At 55.8% G+C, this 14,184-nt stretch carries 18 protein-coding genes; 13 read left to right on the plus strand and 5 right to left on the minus strand.

Translation table 11 applies throughout. The features are described 5' to 3' along the window. The coding region (locus tag AC2LB6_RS06245) for a glycosyltransferase (protein WP_490092863.1) at positions 1 to 1,097 on the minus strand (1,097 nt) is incomplete at its 3' end. 141 nt (positions 1,098 to 1,238) lie between these two features. Here AC2LB6_RS06245 and AC2LB6_RS06250 point away from each other — a divergent pair. The 6 genes from AC2LB6_RS06250 to ruvX all read left to right on the plus strand — a co-directional run bounded on the left by AC2LB6_RS06250 (position 1,239) and on the right by ruvX (position 5,454). Continuing rightward, entirely contained in the window at positions 1,239 to 1,751 is a 513-nt protein-coding gene (locus AC2LB6_RS06250) for a SprT family zinc-dependent metalloprotease (RefSeq protein WP_136196168.1), read from the plus strand. A 75-nt stretch (positions 1,752 to 1,826) separates the two neighbouring features. Continuing rightward, positions 1,827 to 2,531 (plus strand): deoxyribonuclease I, encoded by a 705-nt coding sequence (gene endA / locus AC2LB6_RS06255; RefSeq protein WP_179898511.1) that lies wholly within the window; start codon positions 1,827 to 1,829, stop codon positions 2,529 to 2,531. Between the two features lie 70 nt (positions 2,532 to 2,601). Beyond that, positions 2,602 to 3,333 (plus strand): 16S rRNA (uracil(1498)-N(3))-methyltransferase, encoded by a 732-nt coding sequence (rsmE, locus tag AC2LB6_RS06260; protein WP_490092864.1) that lies wholly within the window; start codon positions 2,602 to 2,604, stop codon positions 3,331 to 3,333. A gap of 106 nt (positions 3,334 to 3,439) precedes the next feature. Next, a complete protein-coding gene (gene gshB / locus AC2LB6_RS06265; protein WP_090965890.1) occupies positions 3,440 to 4,384 on the plus strand; it encodes a glutathione synthase in 945 nt (314 codons plus the stop codon). A gap of 87 nt (positions 4,385 to 4,471) precedes the next feature. Continuing rightward, positions 4,472 to 5,035 carry a YqgE/AlgH family protein gene (locus AC2LB6_RS06270; protein ID WP_010248870.1) on the plus strand — a complete coding sequence of 188 codons (564 nt, stop codon included), beginning with the start codon at positions 4,472 to 4,474 and terminating at the stop codon, positions 5,033 to 5,035. Continuing rightward, positions 5,035 to 5,454: a Holliday junction resolvase RuvX gene (gene ruvX / locus AC2LB6_RS06275; protein ID WP_013358976.1), complete on the plus strand. Its 420-nt coding sequence runs from the start codon at positions 5,035 to 5,037 to the stop codon at positions 5,452 to 5,454. The genes AC2LB6_RS06270 and ruvX overlap by 1 nt, the downstream gene beginning before the upstream one ends. Before the next feature lie 5 nt (positions 5,455 to 5,459). Here ruvX and AC2LB6_RS06280 read toward each other — a convergent pair whose 3' ends face one another. Next, complete coding sequence (locus tag AC2LB6_RS06280; protein ID WP_490092865.1) at positions 5,460 to 6,455, minus strand: type IV pilus twitching motility protein PilT; 996 nt, start codon at positions 6,453 to 6,455, stop codon at positions 5,460 to 5,462. Positions 6,456 to 6,469: 14 nt separating this feature from the next. On the opposite strand from AC2LB6_RS06280, the gene AC2LB6_RS06285 reads away from it, so the two are divergent. Genes AC2LB6_RS06285 through hemW form a run of 4 tightly spaced genes read left to right on the plus strand, consistent with a single transcriptional unit; the run spans position 6,470 to position 9,491 of the window. Further along, positions 6,470 to 7,177 (plus strand): YggS family pyridoxal phosphate-dependent enzyme, encoded by a 708-nt coding sequence (locus tag AC2LB6_RS06285; RefSeq protein ID WP_490092866.1) that lies wholly within the window; start codon positions 6,470 to 6,472, stop codon positions 7,175 to 7,177. Positions 7,178 to 7,189: 12 nt separating this feature from the next. After that, positions 7,190 to 7,744, plus strand: a complete 555-nt coding sequence (locus tag AC2LB6_RS06290) for a YggT family protein (protein ID WP_003853395.1) — start codon at positions 7,190 to 7,192, stop codon at positions 7,742 to 7,744. A 21-nt stretch (positions 7,745 to 7,765) separates the two neighbouring features. Beyond that, entirely contained in the window at positions 7,766 to 8,359 is a 594-nt protein-coding gene (locus AC2LB6_RS06295) for an XTP/dITP diphosphatase (RefSeq protein ID WP_490092867.1), read from the plus strand. Next, positions 8,352 to 9,491, plus strand: a complete 1,140-nt coding sequence (gene hemW / locus AC2LB6_RS06300) for a radical SAM family heme chaperone HemW (protein ID WP_490092868.1) — start codon at positions 8,352 to 8,354, stop codon at positions 9,489 to 9,491. The genes AC2LB6_RS06295 and hemW overlap by 8 nt, the downstream gene beginning before the upstream one ends. Before the next feature lie 49 nt (positions 9,492 to 9,540). Here the strand turns inward: hemW and AC2LB6_RS06305 are convergent, their stop codons facing one another. The 3 genes from AC2LB6_RS06305 to trmB all read right to left on the minus strand — a co-directional run bounded on the left by AC2LB6_RS06305 (position 9,541) and on the right by trmB (position 11,368). Next, a complete protein-coding gene (locus AC2LB6_RS06305; protein WP_490092869.1) occupies positions 9,541 to 10,257 on the minus strand; it encodes a YggN family protein in 717 nt (238 codons plus the stop codon). 65 nt (positions 10,258 to 10,322) lie between these two features. Next, on the minus strand, positions 10,323 to 10,649 hold the full coding sequence (locus tag AC2LB6_RS06310; protein ID WP_003853403.1) for a YggL family protein: 327 nt from the start codon (positions 10,647 to 10,649) through the stop codon (positions 10,323 to 10,325). Beyond that, positions 10,649 to 11,368 (minus strand): tRNA (guanosine(46)-N7)-methyltransferase TrmB, encoded by a 720-nt coding sequence (gene trmB / locus AC2LB6_RS06315; RefSeq protein ID WP_490092870.1) that lies wholly within the window; start codon positions 11,366 to 11,368, stop codon positions 10,649 to 10,651. Before trmB ends, AC2LB6_RS06310 begins: the two co-directional genes overlap by 1 nt. Positions 11,369 to 11,522: 154 nt before the next feature. On the opposite strand from trmB, the gene mutY reads away from it, so the two are divergent. Genes mutY through mltC form a run of 3 tightly spaced genes read left to right on the plus strand, consistent with a single transcriptional unit; the run spans position 11,523 to position 14,014 of the window. After that, positions 11,523 to 12,608: an A/G-specific adenine glycosylase gene (gene mutY / locus AC2LB6_RS06320; RefSeq protein ID WP_490092871.1), complete on the plus strand. Its 1,086-nt coding sequence runs from the start codon at positions 11,523 to 11,525 to the stop codon at positions 12,606 to 12,608. Continuing rightward, entirely contained in the window at positions 12,608 to 12,880 is a 273-nt protein-coding gene (locus tag AC2LB6_RS06325; RefSeq protein WP_003853409.1) for an oxidative damage protection protein, read from the plus strand. Before mutY ends, AC2LB6_RS06325 begins: the two co-directional genes overlap by 1 nt. A gap of 54 nt (positions 12,881 to 12,934) precedes the next feature. Beyond that, positions 12,935 to 14,014, plus strand: a complete 1,080-nt coding sequence (gene mltC / locus AC2LB6_RS06330; RefSeq protein ID WP_490092872.1) for a membrane-bound lytic murein transglycosylase MltC — start codon at positions 12,935 to 12,937, stop codon at positions 14,012 to 14,014. Positions 14,015 to 14,184: the final 170 nt, after the last annotated feature.

Below are 14,184 nucleotides of genomic sequence, written 5' to 3' on the forward strand. Positions count from 1 at the left end.
TTCATATAATTTTCCTCATAAAAACCGGTGATGCTCGCTTTAATAACCTGATGATCGGGGAAGTCAAAACCCCCGCTCATGGCGTTGAGAATAGCGGCCAGTGCCATGCTGTCATTGGTGGGGTAGAGCTGACCATTGAGACCGTTCTTGATAATCTCTGACGGGCCGCTGATGCAGTCGGATGAGACGCAGTAAACACCACGCGACATCGCCTCCAGCAGGATCAGCGGGAAACCTTCGAAGTTAGAGGTCATGAGCAGACAGGTAACCTGCCTGATGTGGCGAATGACGTACTCCCAGGCATTCTCCTGCCAGCCATGCCAGGTGATGCGATCCTGAATGCCGAGTTCCGCCACGTAGTGCTGACACTGCGTCAGGTCTTCCCCGTCACCCACAATCTCCAGCGTCCAGGGCGCATCCAGCTGCTGCAGCGCATCAAAAAGATCTTTAAGCTGTTTCTGCCGCTGAAAATGGACGCGACCGATATAGAGAAACTTCAGCCCCTGGGGTCTGCCGATAACGACATCATTGCGCCTGATGGGGTTGTAAATGACGTCAATGTCATTGGCGCGTGCGCCTAACTCCACCAGTTGCTCTTTGATCTGATTACTGATGGCAAAATGATGATCGGCCCGCAACAGATAATGGGGGCGATATCGTTCACGCGGAGGCAGGTGCATCCAGCTCGACAGAACGATTTTACGTGCAGAAAGCGTAATGGCCCGGCGCGTCATCAGACAGGGAATGGTGTTGAGCGTCAGGACATGGTCGGGTTGATAGCGCCTAAAAAAGGCAGCCATTCGCAACGTGTGAATAAGATTTTTTATCTTCTTATTCCGCAATGTGCAGACGCTCTCCGATAAAACGGCGTTGGCGGTCCAGGCGCGGGAGTGGCTCTCTTCTCCGCTGTTGATAATAAACAGCCCCGCTTCGGTTCCGACTTCAGCATTCAGAGCCGTGATCAACTGACCGGTCACATTTTCCATACCACCACGACCGGCCATCAGATCCGTCACCAGCACAATCCGTTGTTTCCTGACGTTATCATTATTTTTCATTGCTTTATCCATGCTCTGTGCCGTTCGCTTTTCATCCATTCACTCTGCAGTGAATGTCTTTAATAGAATATTCTAAAAAAGACCATAACAATATTTAAACCAGAATTTTTCCCCCAGCCAGAACCGCACTTGTCGCTGACAACGTTGAGTTCCTGCGCGGCGGCTATTATTCTGAGCGCCATGAAAACACCTCGTCTCCCCATTGCCCTGCAGCAGGCCGTTATGCGCTCACTGCGCCAGTCGCTTGAACGTGCCAATCAGGCACTGAAAACCGCTTATCCGGAACCGAAACTGCTCTACCAGCAGCGCGGAACGGCGGCGGGCACAGCCTGGCTGGCCGCCTGGGAGATCCGCATCAATCCGGTGCTGCTGCTGGAAAACCAGCAGGCGTTTATCGATGAAGTAGTGCCGCACGAGCTGGCACATCTGCTGGTCTGGAAGCAGTTCGGTCGCGTTGCACCGCACGGCAAAGAGTGGAAGTGGATGATGGAGCAGGTGCTGGGCGTTCCGGCACGGCGCACCCATCAGTTTGAGATCACCTCCGTGCGCAGCAACACTTTTGCATACCGCTGTCAGTGTCAGCAGCATCAGCTGACGGTACGCCGCCACAATCGGGTGCTGCGCAAAGAGAGTGAATATCGCTGCGTACACTGTGGCAGCCTGCTGATCGCAGGCGAGTTTATCGCGTCCTGAGAACAATCCCCATTCCGCCCTATTCCACATTCTGTTAACCTGCCGCCCTTTTTCATATCAGGTAGAAGCTGGAATATGTCTCGCATAATAAGTCTGGCGGTTGCGCTGCTGTTCGCGCCCGCCGCTGACGCCCTTAATCTGAATAACTATCATCAAAATAACTTTCAGCAGGCTAAAACTTTTGCGGCGGCGATTAACGCCGATGCACCAGGTTCGTTCTACTGTGGCTGTAAGATTCAGTGGCAGGGGAAAAAAGGCATTCCCGATCTCAACAGCTGCGGCTATCAGCCGCGCAAAAACGCGAATCGCGCCGCACGCATTGAGTGGGAACATGTGATGCCGGCCTGGGAGTTTGGTCATCAGCGCCAGTGCTGGCAGGACGGTGGCCGCAAAAACTGCAGCAAAGATCCCGACTATCGCCGCATCGAAAGTGACCTGCACAATCTGGAACCGGCTGTGGGTGAAGTGAATGGCGACCGTGGGAACTTCGCCTACAGTCAATGGAACGGCAGCGAGAAGCAGTATGGCCAGTGTGAGATGAAGATCGACTTTAAACTCAAACAGGCAGAGCCACCTGCACGAGCGCGCGGCGCCATTGCACGCACCTATTTCTATATGCGCGACCAGTATAACCTGCGTATTTCACGCCAGCAGACGCAGCTGTTTACCGCCTGGGACAAGCTCTATCCCGTCACCCAATGGGAGTGCGAACGCGACCAGCGCATTGCAAAGGTTCAGGGCAATCACAATCCTTATGTGCAGCAGGCTTGCCAGCGCTAAAATCCCTGCCCTACACTAGCTCTTTTTCCCATGACGCCGCTGCAGCGCGGCGTCCGGTTTCAGGAAACTTATGCGCATACCTCGCATCTATCACGCCGAACCCTTAGACATCGGCAGTGAAATTACCCTGGATGAAGATGCATCCAATCATGTGGGCCGGGTACTCCGGATGACGGCAGGTCAGCGTCTGGAACTCTTTGATGGCACTAATCTGACTTTTACAGCAGAGATCACGCATGTTGATAAAAAGCGTGTAAAAGTATCGATCACAGAGAGCCAGCCGGACGATCGCGAGTCGCCTTTACATCTGCATTTAGGCCAGGTGATGTCGCGCGGTGAAAAAATGGAATTCACTATCCAGAAATCGATCGAACTGGGCGTGAATGTCATTACACCCTTGTTTTCCGAGCGCTGTGGCGTAAAGCTTGATGCTGAGCGTCTGGCGAAGAAAATCCAGCAGTGGCAGAAAATTGCTATTGCCGCCTGCGAGCAGTGCGGCCGTAATCGCGTGCCGGAGATTCGTGAAGCGATGACGCTGGAAGCCTGGTGTGCAGAAGCAGATAGCGGACTGAAGCTTAACCTGCATCCGCGCGCCAGCCACAGCATCAACACGCTGCCCCAGCCTGTTGAGCGGGTAAGGTTGCTGATTGGCCCTGAAGGCGGTTTGTCTGCGGACGAGATTGCGATGACGGCGCAGCACGATTTTACTGACATTCTGCTTGGCCCACGGGTATTGCGTACCGAAACTACCGCGCTGACAGCTATTACGGCACTTCAGGTGAGGTTTGGCGACCTGGGTTAAGCGATACTTTCAGCGGAAAGAGAGCAGGCATGATGTCCTGACCGATCGGCCCACTGCAGACCGAACCAGACGAGGCGGTACACACCGCCTCACCGAGGAGATAATAATGATTAAACTTGGCATCGTGATGGACCCTATTTCGTCCATCAATATTAAAAAAGACTCCAGCTTCGCTATGCTGCTGGAAGCACAGCGCCGTGGTTACGAAATTCACTATATGGAGATGCACGATCTCTCCCTGCGCGGTGGCGTGGCGTCTGCCCGCACCCGCCTGCTGACCGTTGAGCAGAATCCTGAGAACTGGTATCAGTTCGGCAGCGAGCAGGTGATCCCGCTGGCTGATCTGAATGTGGTGCTGATGCGTAAAGATCCGCCATTCGATACCGAGTTCATCTATGCGACCTACATTCTGGAGCGCGCTGAAGAGCTGGGTACGCTGATCGTGAACAAACCGCAGAGCCTGCGCGACTGTAACGAAAAGCTCTACACCGCCTGGTTTGCGGAGTTTACGCCTGACACCCTGGTGACCCGCAGCAAAGCGCAACTGCGTGACTTCTGGCAGGAGCATGGCGACATCATCATGAAGCCGCTGGATGGCATGGGTGGCGCGTCGATTTTCCGCGTGAAGAAAGATGATCCTAACTTTGGCGTGATTACCGAAACCCTGACCGAGCATGAGAGCCGTTTCTGCATGGCGCAGAACTACATCGCGGCGATCACCGAGGGTGACAAACGCGTGCTGGTCGTAGATGGCGAGCCGGTGCCTTACTGCCTGGCGCGTATCCCGCAGGGCGGTGAAACGCGTGGCAACCTCGCCGCCGGTGGTCGTGGTGAAGCGCGTCCGCTGAGCGAAAGCGACTGGGAAATTGCGCGCCGTGTTGGCCCGACGCTGAAAGCAAAAGGGCTGATTTTTGTCGGTCTGGACATCATCGGTGATAAACTGACTGAAGTTAACGTGACCAGCCCAACCTGTATTCGTGAAATTGAGGCTGCGTTCCCGATCTCCATCACCGGCATGTTGATGGATGCCATTGAGAAGCGCCTGGGCTGAGCATAACGCCGGGGCGTGGCTCCGTGATCAACCCAATACCGGTGCGGCTGTCGCGTGCCGGTTATTTTTTTGGTACATCGTGTGAGAATGAATTTACAACATCACTTTTTGATTGCCATGCCTTCATTGCAGGATCCTTTCTTCAAACGTTCCGTCGTTTATCTCTGCGAACATAACGAAGAGGGTGCAATGGGACTGATCATCAATAAACCCATGGAAAACCTGACGGTTGAAGGCATTCTGAAGAAGCTGAAGATCTCTGCTGACGATCGCGATCCAGCGATCAAGCTGGATAAACCGGTGTTTACCGGTGGCCCGCTGGCAGAAGATCGTGGCTTTATCCTGCACTCAGCACAACGCACCTTTACCTCCAGCATTCGTGTCTCTGATAACACGATTATCACCACGTCCCGTGACGTGCTGGAGTCGATTGGCACCGCGTCTCAGCCCACCAATGTGCTGGTCGCGCTGGGTTACTGCGCCTGGGAAAAAGATCAGCTGGAAAACGAGCTGATGGAAAATGCCTGGCTGACCACGCCAGCTAACAGCAACATCCTGTTCCAGACGCCGATTTCAGAGCGCTGGCGCGAAGCGGCGCGCAGTATAGGCGTCGATATTCACAACATGGCCAGCGACGCCGGACACGCCTGATGTCAACTCAAACTCTGTTAGGATTCGACTTCGGCACCAAAAGTATTGGTGTCGCCGTAGGTCAGGAACTCACTGGCAGCGCCCGTCCGCTGACCGCGATCAAAGCGCAGGATGGCATCCCGGACTGGCAGGTGATTGAAAAGCTGCTGAAAGAGTGGCAGCCCGATTTCGTGGTCGTCGGTTTACCGCTGAATATGGATGGCACCGAGCAGCCGCTGACCGATCGCGCGCGTAAATTTGCCAATCGTCTGCATGGTCGCTTTGGCATCCGGGTGGAGCTGCAGGATGAACGCCTCAGCACGGTAGAAGCGCGTGCTGGCCTGTTTGAGCGCGGCGGCTATCGCGCGCTCAACAAAGGGTCGGTCGATTCACAGTCTGCCGCAATCATCCTGCAGGACTGGTTCGAAAACCATTACTGATCTACTCACTCGATTAGTCCGGCTGCCTGCCGCGCCAGCAGGCTCTGCTCAAACGTCTGCATACCGGCCTGCGCGCCGGTCTGTAGCAGCGCTGGGATCTGGTGCATCTTGCCTTCCCGGATCAGATTTGTGATGCCGGGCGTGGCGATCAATACCTCAAACAGTCCGATGCGCGATCCGGCAACAGAGGGTACCAGCCGCTGCGCGATCACCGCTTTCAGGCTGCCCGCCAGTTGAGTGCGCACCAGCTGCTTCTCCTCCGCCGGAAAGACATCCACCAGCCGATCCACGGCCTGCGCCGCGCCACGGGTATGCAGCGTCGCCAGCACCAGATGTCCGGTCTCTGCCGCCGTCAGCGCCTGACGAATGGTGTCACTGTCGCGCAGTTCGCCCAGCAGAATCACATCAGGATCTTCTCGTAGCGCACCCTTTATTCCCAGCGAGAACGAACCGCAGTGCGGGCCGATTTCGCGCTGCTGGATCAGCGACTGCTGGCTGTGATGGATAAATTCAATCGGGTCTTCGAGCGTGATGATATGACGCGCCTGCTGGCGGTTTAGCGCATCGACCAGCGCCGCCAGCGTAGTCGATTTCCCGCTGCCGGTCGCCCCGGTCACCAGAATCAGCCCATCCTGTTGTTCAAGCAGCGTCGGCACAATGGCGGGCAGTTGCAGACTCTCCAGCGTCGGGCACGCCGTGGCGATAATGCGCAGCGCCAGAGACAGGCCGTTGCGCTGCATAAACAGATTCGCTCGCAGACGCTGACCGCCAGCCAGACTCAGGGCGAAATCGAGCTGCCCTGCACGTTCCAGCTCCTGCCGCTGCGGGTCACTGAGCCAGCGGACCATAAACTGCTCCATCCAGGCGGCAGAGAGCCTGGCCTGCTGCGGAATCACCTCCAGCCTTCCCTCCCGCCGCCAGTAGGGCAAATGTCCGCTGCAAAGGTGCAGATCGGCGGCATTATGCTTTACACTAAGCCCCACCATTTCATCCAGATTCATAATTTCTCCTGACTATGAGCTCAATCCAGCAGAACCTACAGCAAGTGCGGCAGCGAATCGCCGCCGCGGCCGCGAATTGCGGCCGCGCACCAGAAGAAATTACCCTGCTTGCAGTCAGTAAAACCAAACCTGCGAGCGCGGTCGAAGAAGCCTTTGCCGCTGGCCAGATGGCCTTTGGTGAAAATTACGTTCAGGAAGGGGTTGAAAAGGTTCAGGGACTGGCCGCACATCCTGAGCTGGAGTGGCACTTCATCGGCCCGTTGCAGTCCAACAAAAGCCGTCTGGTAGCAGAAAATTTCGCCTGGTGTCACACCATTGACCGCCAGCGCATTGCGCAGCGGCTCAACGATCAGCGGCCCGCCTCGCTGCCACCGCTGAATGTGTTAATTCAGGTAAATATCAGTGACGAGAACAGCAAATCTGGCATCATGCTGGAGGCCGTTTCCGGACTGGCGGAGCAGATCACTGCCCTGCCGCAACTGCGGCTGCGCGGATTGATGGCAATTCCGGCAGCGGAGAGTGATTACCCGCGGCAGCTGGCGGTGTGTCAGCAGATGGCGGAAGCCTTCAGGCAGCTGCAACAGCAGTATGCTGGCATTGACACGCTTTCGCTGGGAATGAGCGATGACATGGAGGCGGCAATCGCCGCAGGCAGTACGATGGTGCGTATCGGCACCGCCATTTTTGGCGCACGAGATTATGCGCACAACTCACAACAATAATAGAGGAACTTCATGTTAACACTGACGTTTTTAGTAAAAACGCTGATCGATCTCTACGTCATGGTGCTGTTGTTACGCATCTGGATGCAGTGGTCCCGCTGCGATTTTTACAATCCAGTGGCACAGTTTGTCGTTAAAGTTACCCAGCCAGTGGTTAAGCCGTTGCGCCGCATACTGCCTGCTCTGGGGCCGATTGATACCGCCTCGCTGCTGCTGGCCTTTGTGCTGACCACGTTGAAATACCCGATTTTACTGCTGATTCAGGTAGGTGTGTTCTCGGTCGATCCGACTAATCTGCTGGTCGGCCTGCTGTCTCTGGTCAAATCCGCCGGCTACCTGGTCTTCTGGGTCATCATCGTACGCTCACTGATGAGCTGGATCAGCCAGGGCCGTGGCCCGGTCGATTATCTGCTGGTGCAGTTAACCGAGCCGATGATGGCACCGATTCGCCGTATTCTGCCTGCGATGGGCGGCATCGATTTCTCAGCGATGATCGTCATCCTGGTGCTGTATGCCCTGAACTTTCTCGGCATGGACCTGTTCCCGGGTCTCTGGTATCTGCTGTAAATGAATCAAACTGGAACTATTATGCAAAAAGTTGTCCTCGCAACCGGCAATCCCGGCAAAGTGCGTGAGCTGGCGGAGTTACTCTCCGCCTTTGGTCTGGATATCGTCGCACAGACCGACCTTGGGGTTGAATCGGCGGAAGAGACCGGCCTGACCTTTATTGAGAACGCGATTCTCAAGGCGCGTCACGCGGCACAGATCACCGGATTACCGGCCATTGCCGATGATTCCGGCCTGGCCGTAGATGCGCTGGGCGGCGCGCCTGGCATTTACTCGGCGCGCTACGCCGGTGAAGAGGCCAGCGATCAGCAGAACCTGGAGAAGCTGCTGCAGGCGCTGGAAAACGTGCCTGACGGTCAGCGCCAGGCGCAGTTCCACTGCGTGCTGGTCTATCTGCGTCATGCGGAAGACCCGACCCCGCTGGTGTTCCACGGCAGCTGGCAGGGTGAGATCACCCGCTCGGCCTTTGGCACTGGTGGCTTTGGTTACGACCCGATTTTCTTTGTCCCGGCGCTGGGTAAAACCGCGGCCGAGCTGAGCAAAGCGGAAAAAGGTGCAGTTTCTCACCGGGGTAAAGCATTGACGCTGTTGCTGGAAGCGATGCGTAATGCCTAATCTGCCGCCGTTAAGTCTCTATATCCACATTCCGTGGTGCGTACAAAAGTGTCCCTACTGTGATTTTAACTCCCACGCGCTGAAAGATGAGGTGCCGCACGTTGAATATGTACAGCACCTGCTGCGCGATCTGGAGATCGACTTGCCGTTGATCGGTGACCGGGAAGTGCGCACTATCTTCATTGGTGGCGGCACGCCCAGCCTGCTGAGCAGCAGCGCGATGCAGATGCTGATGGATGGTGTGCGGGAGCGTCTGACGCTTTCCCCTGATGCGGAAGTGACTATGGAAGCCAATCCGGGCACCGTAGAAGCAGACCGTTTCAGTGCCTATCAGCGTGCAGGTATCAATCGTATTTCGATTGGCGTACAGAGTTTCAGTCCGCAAAAGCTGCAACGTCTTGGCCGTATTCATGGCCCGGAAGAGGCCGTTCGCGCCGCTGAACTGGCGGAGTCACTGTCACTGCGCAGCTTTAACCTCGACCTGATGCATGGCCTGCCGGATCAGTCGCTGGAGGAGGCGCTCGATGATTTACGTCTGGCGATTGCGCTGAATCCGCCGCATCTCTCCTGGTATCAGCTCACCATCGAACCCAACACCCTTTTTGGCTCGCGCCCGCCGGTGCTGCCGGATGATGATGCGCTATGGGATATTTTCGAACAGGGCGATCAACTGCTTCAGGCGGCCGGATATCAGCAGTATGAGACCTCGGCCTATGCGAAGCCGGGTTATCGCTGTGAACACAACCTCAACTACTGGCGCTTTGGCGACTATCTGGGAATCGGTTGTGGCGCGCACGGCAAGCTGACGCAGCCGGATGGCCGCATTGTTCGCACCGTGAAAACCCGTCATCCTCGTGGATTCATGCAGGGTAACTACCGCGAAAAGCAGTATGAGGTTGCCGATAGCGACAAGCCGTTTGAATATTTCATGAACCGCTTTCGCCTGCTGGAAGCCGCGCCGCGCGACGAGTTCAGCCGCTACACCGGTTTGTCAGAGCAGGTGATCCGTCCGCAGATGGATGCCGCGATTGCCGCTGGTTACGTGACTGAAACCGCGGAGCAGTGGCAGATTACGGAGAAAGGAAAGTTGTTCCTGAATTCGCTGCTGGAGCTGTTTTTAGCGGAAGAATAAGCGTGGAAGGGTAAAAAAGCGCCTCAGCCCGGCAGGCTGAGGCGTTAAACTATTTTTTCAGTGCGCCAGTAAGCTGTTTACGCTGCTCTTCCAGCGAAATAACGCGATTACACACCTCGTGACCGAAGTTCTGGAAATCCTGCTCCTGCTTGCTCCACTCAGCCTGAATCGACTGTTGCAGACCGCCCAGATTCCCCATAATCGCCTGCAGCGGATTACTGCCGCCGCTGCCCTGCTTACTGCCCATCTCATTCAGGCTATCCTGCATCACGCCGCCCAGCGTCGACTGAACCAGTCTTTCGCCTTCGGCGCGCACCTGATCAATCGCCTGATGGTGGAACGTCAGCCCATCTTCACGGTGTTCAATGATACGGTTCATCTGCTGTTTTAGCTGGCCATTCAGCGTGGTCAGGCGATTACGCACGTTGCTGTCGGTGCCCAGTTTCTCAACGATGACCTGGTCCAGTGCCGCACGCCCTTTTTCCAGACGTGACGTCGCCCCGCTGTCGATCCACGGCAGATCGCGACGGAGCGCGTTCTGATAATCGATCGCTTTCTGGCGTCCGGCTGTATCGAGCGTGACCTTCTGTCCATTGAACTGCACGTCGCCCTGCGGCGAGATTTCCATATTGCCGTTAGCACCGACCACCTGCACACTCTGCGGCCTGATGACCACATCGTCCTGCGGCTTAACGCTGCATTCATAGGCTGCCTGGGCCTGAGTTGCTGCCACCAGCAGCACAGCAAGAAGCGCTTTACGCATCATATCTACTCCCTAAGATCGGATCTGAAACCCTCTGATCGGGCCTCAGCCCGATACGGTGTGACGACTTAGTCCCACCAGACGTCAAAGAGTTCAGTCATCTGCACGTCCTGCAGTTTGCGGTCTTCCAGCCATTTGCGGACCAGCGCACGATGCTCATCGGTGCATTTGCCGGTTTTCTGCAGGCAAACCAGACCTTCCCACACCAGGTAACCGCTGCCATCAAAAGCCAGACCGTTAGGATCGATCGCTTCATTGATGAACTGGTTCAGCGTCTCATCAATTTCGCTTTCGCTGGTGCCTTCCGGGAAGCGCCAGGCAACCGAGAAGCCCAGTTCCTGAAACTCGTCGATGTGCAGTTTTTTACGTAAACGGCGGCTGCGTTGTGTGGCCATTATTTCACCCTCTCAAACATTAAATCCCATACGCCGTGGCCTAAACGCTGCCCGCGCTGCTCAAACTTGGTCAGTGGACGCGTCTCAGGACGCGGCACGTAATTCTGTTGTTCTGACTGGTTGCGGTAGCCATCGATGCTGTTCATCACTTCAAGCATATGTTCCGCGTAGGCTTCCCAGTCGGTCGCCATGTGGAAAACGCCGCCCGGTTTCAGTTTACGCATCACCAGCTCGGCGAAGGGAACCTGAACGATACGGCGTTTATTGTGACGTGCTTTATGCCACGGATCGGGGAAGAAAAGCTGAACCATGCGCAGTGAGTTATCCGGAATCATCTTCTCCAGCACTTCCACCGCATCGTGACACATCACCCGCAGGTTTTGCAGATCGGCTTCTTTGGCGGCGGCGAGACAGGCCCCCACGCCCGGCGCATGCACTTCAATACCCAGGAAGTTCTGATGCGGCGTGTTCTGCGCCATGGTCACCAGCGATGCGCCCATACCAAAGCCAATCTCCAGCGTCACCGGGGCTTCACGGCCAAACAGCTCGGGCAGATCGACAGGCGTCGGCTGATATTCCACCCCCATGACCGGCCAAAGGGTATCCAGCGCCTGCTGCTGGCCTTTCGTTAAGCGGCCCTGGCGGCGCACAAAGCTGCGGATCCGGCGCAATGGCCGCCCGTTCTCATCAAATTCTGGGGTGATGACGTCATTAATCATGTAAAAGCCTGCTGGTTAGCCTGTTCCGGGAAACGGGCATTATGCAAAGTTCATAAGCAGAAGCAAGCCTTTGCAATCTTCCGGTTTACACCCAGGTGCGCATGTGCTGGAATTCCTGCCTGAGTGTAGAGTAAACACGGAAAATTTCCTTCTTATGATGCAAGCGCCGCAGTTCGCGCAACAGGTGCTGGACTGGTATCAGCGCTTTGGTCGCAAAACCCTGCCGTGGCAGCTGGAGAAAACGCCTTATAAGGTGTGGCTCTCCGAAGTGATGCTACAGCAAACCCAGGTTGCCACGGTAATTCCCTATTTTGAACGCTTTATGGCGCGCTTCCCCACGGTCACCGATCTGGCTGCGGCTCCGCTGGATGAAGTGCTGCATCTCTGGACCGGCCTCGGCTATTACGCCCGTGCACGTAATCTGCATAAAGCCGCAAAGCAGATTGTCGAGGTGCATCAGGGCGAGTTCCCGCGTAATTTCGATGATGTCTCTGCCATGCCCGGCGTCGGCCGCTCAACGGCGGGCGCGATTCTGTCGCTGTCGCTGGGTCAGCATTTCCCGATTCTGGATGGCAACGTCAAGCGCGTGCTGGCTCGCTGCTATGCCGTCAGCGGCTGGCCGGGTAAAAAAGAGGTCGAAAAGCGGCTGTGGCAGATCAGCGAGGAGGTCACGCCCGCCGAGGGCGTCAGCCAGTTTAATCAGGCGATGATGGATCTGGGTGCTATCGTCTGTACCCGATCTAAGCCGAAGTGTGAAATCTGTCCGCTGAATAGCGGTTGTGAAGCCTATGCCAACAGCAGCTGGGCGAACTATCCTGGCAAAAAGCCTAAGCAGGTGCTGCCAGAGCGTAGCGGCTGGTTCCTGATGATGCAGGATGGCGATGATGTCTGGCTGGAGCAGCGTCCGCCTGTGGGCCTGTGGGGCGGTCTGTTCTGCTTCCCGCAGTTCACTACCGAAGCGGCGCTGACCGACTGGCTGGCGGCGCGCGGAATCCATGCTAAACCGCAGCAGCTCACCGCGTTTCGTCACACCTTCAGCCATTTCCATCTCGATATCGTACCAATGTGGCTGGCATGGCCTTCTGCCGGGGCGGCGATGGATGAAGCAGGCGGTCTCTGGTATAACTTAGCGCTGCCACCATCTGTGGGATTAGCCGCACCCGTTGAGCGCCTGTTACACGAGCTGCGCCATCCCCGACAACTGGCTTTGAACAGTTGTGAGATTAATGAGGAAGAATAATGAGCCGCACCATTTTTTGTACTTTTTTACAGCGCGACGCCGAAGGACAGGATTTTCAGCTCTACCCGGGCGATCTGGGTAAGCGCATTTACAACGATATTTCTAAAGAAGCCTGGCAGAAGTGGATGGCGAAACAGACCATGTTGATCAACGAGAAGAAGCTCAACATGATGAATCCCGAAGATCGTAAAGTGCTGGAGAAGGAGATGATCAATTTCCTGTTCGAAGGCAAAGACGTTCATATCGAAGGCTATACACCGCCAGAAGCGTAAACATTCCGGGCCTCATCGCTGAGGCCGGTTATCCAGGTCAGGCTTGCACTCCCAATGAATAAAAAATTAATCGCCCTGCTGGTGATAGCACCACTTCTGGTTTCCTGCTCCGGGTCAAAGAAACAGCAGTCCCACGAGGAGTGGGTAAAAGATACCAACGCCTTTGATATTCTGATGGGTCAGTTTGCTCACAATATTGAGAATATCTGGGGTATCAACGAGGTCCTGATCGCCGGACCTAAAGATTACGTCAAATATAGCGACAACTATTACACCCGCAGCCACATCAACTTTGAAAGCGGTAAGCTGACCATCGAGACGATTTCTGGCACCGATCCAATGGCCAGCCTGCGTCAGGCGATCGTGACCACGCTGTTGATTGGCGAAGATCCGGGCAATGTCGATCTCTATTCTGACGCCAACGATATCGAGATCAGTAAAGAGCCGCTGCTGTATGGGCAGGTGCTGGACAACACCGGTCAGCCGATTCGCTGGCAGGGTCGCGCAGAAGCCTTTGCTGACTATCTGATTCAGAATAAATTGATGCGCCGCACCTCGGGTCTGCATGTGATTTACAGCATTTCGATTCCGATGGTGCCGAACCACCTGGATAAGCGTGCGCACAAATACCTGCCCATGGTACGTAAAGCTGCCGAACAGTATGGTGTCGATGCCTCGCTGATTCTGGCGATTATGCAGACCGAATCGAGCTTCAACCCCTACGCCGTGAGCCATTCTGATGCGCTGGGTCTGATGCAGGTGGTGCAGCATACCGCCGGTGTTGACGTATTCCGCATGAAGGGTAAATGGGGCAAGCCGAGCCGCAGCTATCTGCTGGATCCGGAGAACAATATCGATGCCGGTACGGCTTATCTGTCGCTGTTGCAGCGCAGCTATCTGGGCGGCATTCAGGATCCGGTGTCACGCCGCTATGCGGTGATCACCGCCTATAACGGCGGCGCAGGTAGCGTGCTGCGCGTTTTCTCCAGCGATAAAGATCGGGCGTTCTCGATGATCAACGGTATGTCATCCAGCAAGGTTTATTCGACCCTGGCGAACCAGCATCCGTCGGCGGAGTCGCGTCGTTATCTTTATAAAGTGAGTACCGCGCAGAAGAGTTATCGGGGATTCTGATGGCTCAGCGCTGAAGCTGGGGTTGTTGTTCGCTACGCGAACGGGGCGCTGAGAAGGTTTCGTTCGCTTAGCAGCGGGTATGCACTGAGCGGGTTCCGCCCGCCAGGCGGTCAGGAGTGAAGCGCCTGAAGCTGAGATTGTTCGCTGCGCGAACGGGCTATGAGTAGGTT

Source organism: Pantoea sp. RCC30.1 (assembly GCF_058148845.1).

Bases quoted from the DNA above. Each gene is read 5' to 3' on its own strand.
- AC2LB6_RS06250 (WP_136196168.1), top strand. From the start codon at position 1,239: ATGAAAACACCTCGTCTCCCCATTGCCCTGCAGCAGGCCGTTATGCGC.
- endA (WP_179898511.1), top strand. From the start codon at position 1,827: ATGTCTCGCATAATAAGTCTGGCGGTTGCGCTGCTGTTCGCGCCCGCC.
- rsmE (WP_490092864.1), top strand. From the start codon at position 2,602: ATGCGCATACCTCGCATCTATCACGCCGAACCCTTAGACATCGGCAGT.
- gshB (WP_090965890.1), top strand. From the start codon at position 3,440: ATGATTAAACTTGGCATCGTGATGGACCCTATTTCGTCCATCAATATT.
- AC2LB6_RS06270 (WP_010248870.1), top strand. From the start codon at position 4,472: ATGAATTTACAACATCACTTTTTGATTGCCATGCCTTCATTGCAGGAT.
- ruvX (WP_013358976.1), top strand. From the start codon at position 5,035: ATGTCAACTCAAACTCTGTTAGGATTCGACTTCGGCACCAAAAGTATT.
- AC2LB6_RS06280 (WP_490092865.1), bottom strand. From the start codon at position 6,455: ATGAATCTGGATGAAATGGTGGGGCTTAGTGTAAAGCATAATGCCGCC.
- AC2LB6_RS06285 (WP_490092866.1), top strand. From the start codon at position 6,470: ATGAGCTCAATCCAGCAGAACCTACAGCAAGTGCGGCAGCGAATCGCC.
- AC2LB6_RS06290 (WP_003853395.1), top strand. From the start codon at position 7,190: ATGTTAACACTGACGTTTTTAGTAAAAACGCTGATCGATCTCTACGTC.
- AC2LB6_RS06295 (WP_490092867.1), top strand. From the start codon at position 7,766: ATGCAAAAAGTTGTCCTCGCAACCGGCAATCCCGGCAAAGTGCGTGAG.
- hemW (WP_490092868.1), top strand. From the start codon at position 8,352: ATGCCTAATCTGCCGCCGTTAAGTCTCTATATCCACATTCCGTGGTGC.
- AC2LB6_RS06305 (WP_490092869.1), bottom strand. From the start codon at position 10,257: ATGATGCGTAAAGCGCTTCTTGCTGTGCTGCTGGTGGCAGCAACTCAG.
- AC2LB6_RS06310 (WP_003853403.1), bottom strand. From the start codon at position 10,649: ATGGCCACACAACGCAGCCGCCGTTTACGTAAAAAACTGCACATCGAC.
- trmB (WP_490092870.1), bottom strand. From the start codon at position 11,368: ATGATTAATGACGTCATCACCCCAGAATTTGATGAGAACGGGCGGCCA.
- mutY (WP_490092871.1), top strand. From the start codon at position 11,523: ATGATGCAAGCGCCGCAGTTCGCGCAACAGGTGCTGGACTGGTATCAG.
- AC2LB6_RS06325 (WP_003853409.1), top strand. From the start codon at position 12,608: ATGAGCCGCACCATTTTTTGTACTTTTTTACAGCGCGACGCCGAAGGA.
- mltC (WP_490092872.1), top strand. From the start codon at position 12,935: ATGAATAAAAAATTAATCGCCCTGCTGGTGATAGCACCACTTCTGGTT.